Here is a 5,072-nt window from a genome sequence, read left to right as displayed (position 1 = left end):
GTGCAGGCTCCGGGTGTTTCTTATAAAACATGTGGTACTTGTAATGGTTCAGGACAGGTTTTACGAGTGACCAACACCATTTTAGGAAGAATGCAAACCGCGACTACTTGTCCTACTTGTGGAGGTACCGGTCAATCAATCAGTTCTAAACCGGCTAATGCTGATGCCCAAGGAATGATTTTGGAAGACGAAACAGTTTCTATCAAAATTCCGGCAGGTGTAGTCAATGAAATGCAATTGAAAGTTTCCGGTAAAGGAAATGATGCTCCGGGTAATGGAATTCCGGGTGATTTAATTGTTGCCATTGAAGAAGTAGAACACGAGTTTTTAAAACGTGAAGGTGAAAACCTTCACTACGATTTATATATCAGTTTAGCCGAGGCTGCTTTAGGTGTTTCCAAAGAGATTGAAGCAGTGGGTGGAAAAGTTCGAATCAAGCTAGAAGAAGGCATCCAATCCGGAAAGATTTTGCGTTTAAAAGGCAAAGGAATTCCAAGTTTGAATTCCTATGGAAATGGTGATTTGTTGGTGCATATTAATGTTTGGACACCACGGACATTAAACAAGGAGCAACGACAGTTTTTTGAGAAAATGCTGACCGACGAAAACTTTATTCCCAACCCTGAAAAAACAGATAAATCTTTTTTTGAAAAAGTTAAAGATATGTTTTCATAATTTGAAAAAATTATTTACATTTGAACTCTACTAGGAAACTAGTAGATTCTTTTTCATAGCAATTTTTCCCATCCTTGTGTCACAATAAGGGTGGGTTTTTTTTGGTTTTTAGTTTTTGGATTTTTTTGCTTTGATAAGAAGAGTTGAAGGAAGGAGGTTTCTGTAAAAAATTAAAAATAGTTAGTTACAATTTTATTTTTACAATTTTATTATCTTGTATAATCACAAGTTCGCTTTTACGTTCTTTTTTAAAAACAAGCATCTTCTCATAAGCTTTTTCAAGACCTTTTATAATTTTGTTTCGGCGTTCTATTTTAGCTTCTGGTGTCATAAATAGTTTTTAATTCGTTAAACTTTTGTTCATCAAGAATATTCAATTCTTCATTGCTTGATTTTTCAGCTAGTAATTGATGTTGACCTTCTGAATTATCAAAGATAAGAACTTGATCTGAAATTGGAATGTAAATTTCAAACAAGTTTATAATTCCTCTAGCATATCTTCGTTCAATAACATCTTCAGGGATATTGTGACCGCCTTCTAAAACTCTCGTTTTTACTCTTTCTTTGGCTAACTCAGGATTTTTTAACCAAAAAAATAATAATGTTACATTATAATTTTTGTTTTTCGCTGCAAGAACTTTGTTTTTGTAGCTTTTTGTTGAAAGAGTGGTTTCGAAAGCAAAATTTTCTTTCTGATAAAGAAGTTCATCAATTCGATGAAGCATAATCCTTCCTGCTTCAAAGGCTACCTTTTCAGGTTGGAAAGGCGAAAGACCTTTCGCAATTTCATCAGCATTTACAAATTCTTTACAATCTAAAATATCAGGTAAGATTGTAAAAGAAGCCGTTGTTTTTCCGGCTCCATTGCATCCAGCAATTATATATAAATATCTTTCTTCCACAATGGCAAATATACTATAAAATACAAAAACGATTCGATTTGATATTGTACGTAGTTGATTCGATAAAGCAAAGTTAATTTTGATTAGTTTTTGTTGCAATGTTTGATTTGAAAAGCCTTGTTCATCGTGTCATTTCGACGATAGGAGAAATCACATAAAGAAGATAACGTATTTATTTGCTTAGTGTTATGTGATTTCTCCTGCGTCGAAATGACATAGGCGGGAGAATTTTCTACCTCGTCAACACTTTAATCATTCCATCAACACCTCTTTTTCCAAATAGACCAACACTTTTTTGTTTTGGAATAATTTGGATGTCTTTAATGGTTAATTTTTCAAGTGTTTCTAAAAGTGTATTTTCTGAATAATTAGTTATGACATAGTCAACTTCCAAAAGCGGATTTTCACCCATTTCATTTTGCTTGATTTTTTCTTCAATAAAAAGTTTTACGTTATATTTTTTTCTCCTTTTTTATTGATGGTGTAATGATTACTTTCTATAATTTTAAAATCATTTTCTCGAATGATTTTCCAAAATTTTTCAGCCCAAGGTCCTTTATCCCAAATTTCTTTTTTATTGTTTAAAGTATTTTCAATTATTGATTTTTCAGTTTTTTGATCAATTAGTATTTCTAAAAGAAAAATCATTTCAATTGCCGATTCAACTGTTTCAAATCTCTTTAAAAAGGTTGAATTAAAATCTTTTAAATCTATTTCGCTTTCTTTTGCGTTCTTAATAAAGTTCCACAATTCTAATGATTCTAATTTTTGAATACTATCGTTAAAAGCTCTTTCAAATTCTACTTTTGGAAGCTTTTTCATTTTGTCAATACTTTCATTTTGAGAAAAAGCAACGAGAGGAAATAATAAAAGAAATAGTATTTTCATATGGTTTTTAATCCTTTTTAATTCTACGTATATCGATGTAATTAAATTTTTGTTGTTTTGCACCTAAGTTGGGACTTTGAAAACTAGTAGATTCTTTTTCATAGCAATTTTTCCCATCCTTGTGTCACAATAAGGGTGGGTTTTTTTGTAACAAATACCACTAAAAATATTCTAATTCCGTATATTTACCAAAACTCAAAAAGGTATGAGCAACATTCTGGAAGTACGCCAAGTGGTTAAAAAATATGGCGAATTTACCGCATTAAATAGCGTTTCGCTGACCGTTCCCAAAGGTAGTATTTATGGTTTATTAGGGCCAAATGGAGCCGGAAAAACCTCTTTAATTCGCATCATCAACCAGATTACCATTCCCGATAGTGGTACAATTTTATTAGATGGTGAGTTGTTGCAATCGCATCACATTCAGCATATTGGATATCTCCCTGAAGAGCGAGGGTTATATAAATCGATGAAAGTGGGAGAGCAATGTTTGTATTTGGCTCAACTCAAAGGATTAACTAAACTAGATGCCAAAAAGCAATTGGATTATTGGTTTGATAAACTGGAAATCAAAGGATGGTGGGATAAAAAAATTGAAGAATTATCGAAAGGGATGGCACAAAAAGTGCAATTTGTGGTGACTGTTTTGCACCGACCTAAGTTGCTGATTTTTGATGAACCTTTTTCCGGTTTCGATCCTGTCAATGCGAACATTATAAAAGATGAAATTCTGGAGCTAAAAAAAAATGGGGCAACTATTATTTTTTCGACGCATCGCATGGAAAGTGTTGAAGAATTGTGTGACGATATTGCTTTGATTCACAAATCAAATAAGCTGATCGAAGGAAAACTGACCGATGTGAAACGACAACATCGAACCAATAGTTTTGAAGTAGGGATTTTAACCAACAACATCGAAGGTTTGATGTACGATTTAACTCAAAAGTTCACGGTAGATCAAGTTCAATTTAAATCATTGAATGATGATTTAAAACTTGAAGTCGCTATTGGGACTTCCACTCCTAATGAATTGCTCCAAATTTTGACAGAAAGAGGTCAAGTGACGCATTTTGTCGAAAAGATACCCACAGCCAATGATATATTTATTAAAACCGTAAGCCAATCGTAATGAGTGTATTATCCTTAATTATTAAACGTGAGTTTATTGCGAAAGTTCGCAATAAATCGTTCATTGTCATGACTTTTTTGAGTCCGCTATTATTTGTGGGAATTGCTGTTTTTGTGGGTTATCTAGCCTCGATGAAAGCCGATTTGAAACGAATAGTCATTCATGATGCAAGCGGTTACTTTGTGAATGAATTTAAAAATGATGCTGAATTCTCCTATCACGATTTGTCCAAAATAGATGTGAATTTTTTGAAGGACAGCATCATTAACGAACGATATGAAGGATTGATTTATTTTCCAAAAGTGGACAGTTTATCACAAGTTCAGAAAAACGTGCAATATATTTCGAATGATAGTCCGTCAATAGATTACATTATTGATCTTGAAGAAATTATCGCTAAGAAATTAACCCAAGCCAATTACGAAAAAATAGGTTTGGATACATTAAAAATCAACAATGCAAAAGCAGAAGTAGACATTATCTTAAAAAAGTCAACAGGAGAAGATACGGTTAAAGGTCTCAATGAAATCAAGTTGTTTTTAGGAGGAATCTTTGGTTATTTGATCATGATGTTTATTGTGATTTATGGCAATTTTGTCATGCGAAGCGTGATTGAAGAAAAAACCAACCGTATTATAGAGATCATTATTTCTTCAGTGAAACCGTTTCAATTGATGATGGGAAAAATCATTGGAAATTCATTGGCAGGAATTTTACAATTTTTAATTTGGACCATCTTGGGATTGGTCTTGTTTTTTGTTTTTTCCTCTTTGTTTGGAATGCAAATGGGAGCTCCAGCTACTGTTACACCCGAAATGGTTGCTTCGGCGAATTCAAGTAGTTTTGCAGAAAAACTACCGTTATATATTAATGAATTCAAAGAGTTACCATTGGCTACGTTGCTAATTTCATTTGTGATTTATTTTATCGGCGGATTCTTTTTGTACAGTTCATTTTACGCAGCAATTGGAGCTGCAGTAGATAATGAAACCGACTCGCAACAGTTTTTATTGCCTATTATTCTACCGTTAATTTTAGGAGTTTATATTGGATTTTTTACCGTTTTAAACGATCCGCATGGAACGGTAGCCACTGTTTTTTCGATCATTCCGTTAACGTCACCCATCGTGATGCTGATGCGAATTCCATTTGGAGTACCTTGGTGGCAATTGGTCATTTCCATGGTTCTGTTGTATGCAACCTTTTTGTTTGTGGTTTGGTTTGCAGCAAAAATTTACCGGGTCGGAATTTTAATGTACGGCAAAAAACCAAGTTGGAAAGAACTTTATAAATGGTTGAAGTATTAATAACATTTTTCAAATTTAGATTATTAGTAATAATTGCTTCTATGTACTTTTGTACCTTAGAACCTTAGAACCTTAGAACCTTAGAACCTTAGCACCTTAGTACCTCAAAAAAATGCCCAAAATATTAATCATAGAAGACGAAGCTGCCATCCGAAGAGTATTAACTAAAAT

General features: G+C 33.1%; 7 protein-coding genes. 3 read left to right on the top strand and 4 right to left on the bottom strand.

Translation table 11 applies throughout. The features are described 5' to 3' along the window. A partial coding sequence (locus ACIQ2S_RS11200) for a DnaJ C-terminal domain-containing protein (RefSeq protein WP_396175998.1) occupies positions 1-675 on the top strand: 675 nt, incomplete at its 5' end. 184 nt (positions 676-859) lie between these two features. Here ACIQ2S_RS11200 and ACIQ2S_RS11195 read toward each other — a convergent pair. From ACIQ2S_RS11195 to ACIQ2S_RS11180, 4 genes are all read right to left on the bottom strand, one after another. Then, entirely contained in the window at positions 860-1,006 is a 147-nt protein-coding gene (locus ACIQ2S_RS11195; RefSeq protein ID WP_396175996.1) for a hypothetical protein, read from the bottom strand. Then, positions 990-1,577, bottom strand: a complete 588-nt coding sequence (locus ACIQ2S_RS11190) for a zeta toxin family protein (protein ID WP_396176000.1) — start codon at positions 1,575-1,577, stop codon at positions 990-992. Before ACIQ2S_RS11190 ends, ACIQ2S_RS11195 begins: the two co-directional genes overlap by 17 nt. 232 nt (positions 1,578-1,809) lie before the next feature. Continuing rightward, positions 1,810-1,989, bottom strand: coding sequence for a hypothetical protein (locus ACIQ2S_RS11185; RefSeq protein ID WP_396175994.1), 180 nt, complete (start codon positions 1,987-1,989; stop codon positions 1,810-1,812). 35 nt (positions 1,990-2,024) lie between these two features. Continuing rightward, on the bottom strand, positions 2,025-2,465 hold the full coding sequence (locus ACIQ2S_RS11180) for a hypothetical protein (RefSeq protein WP_396175992.1): 441 nt from the start codon (positions 2,463-2,465) through the stop codon (positions 2,025-2,027). A 205-nt stretch (positions 2,466-2,670) separates the two neighbouring features. Between ACIQ2S_RS11180 and ACIQ2S_RS11175 the strand changes: the two genes are divergently transcribed. Then, positions 2,671-3,594, top strand: coding sequence for an ABC transporter ATP-binding protein (locus ACIQ2S_RS11175; RefSeq protein WP_396175990.1), 924 nt, complete (start codon positions 2,671-2,673; stop codon positions 3,592-3,594). Then, complete coding sequence (locus tag ACIQ2S_RS11170) at positions 3,594-4,901, top strand: ABC transporter permease (RefSeq protein WP_396175988.1); 1,308 nt, start codon at positions 3,594-3,596, stop codon at positions 4,899-4,901. Before ACIQ2S_RS11175 ends, ACIQ2S_RS11170 begins: the two co-directional genes overlap by 1 nt. The last annotated feature ends 171 nt before the right edge of the window (positions 4,902-5,072 follow it).

It is taken from the genome of Flavobacterium sp., from assembly GCF_044371705.1.
Classification (GTDB): domain Bacteria; phylum Bacteroidota; class Bacteroidia; order Flavobacteriales; family Flavobacteriaceae; genus Flavobacterium.
The sequence above is the reverse complement of the archived record's forward strand: the minus strand, read 5'-3'. Positions and strand labels throughout refer to the sequence as shown.

What these genes read in the sequence shown, in the direction of transcription:
- ACIQ2S_RS11170 (WP_396175988.1), top strand. Translation starts at nt 3,594, where the DNA reads ATGAGTGTATTATCCTTAATTATTAAACGTGAGTTTATTGCGAAAGTT.
- ACIQ2S_RS11180 (WP_396175992.1), bottom strand. Translation starts at nt 2,465, where the DNA reads ATGAAAATACTATTTCTTTTATTATTTCCTCTCGTTGCTTTTTCTCAA.
- ACIQ2S_RS11185 (WP_396175994.1), bottom strand. Translation starts at nt 1,989, where the DNA reads ATGGGTGAAAATCCGCTTTTGGAAGTTGACTATGTCATAACTAATTAT.
- ACIQ2S_RS11195 (WP_396175996.1), bottom strand. Translation starts at nt 1,006, where the DNA reads ATGACACCAGAAGCTAAAATAGAACGCCGAAACAAAATTATAAAAGGT.
- ACIQ2S_RS11175 (WP_396175990.1), top strand. Translation starts at nt 2,671, where the DNA reads ATGAGCAACATTCTGGAAGTACGCCAAGTGGTTAAAAAATATGGCGAA.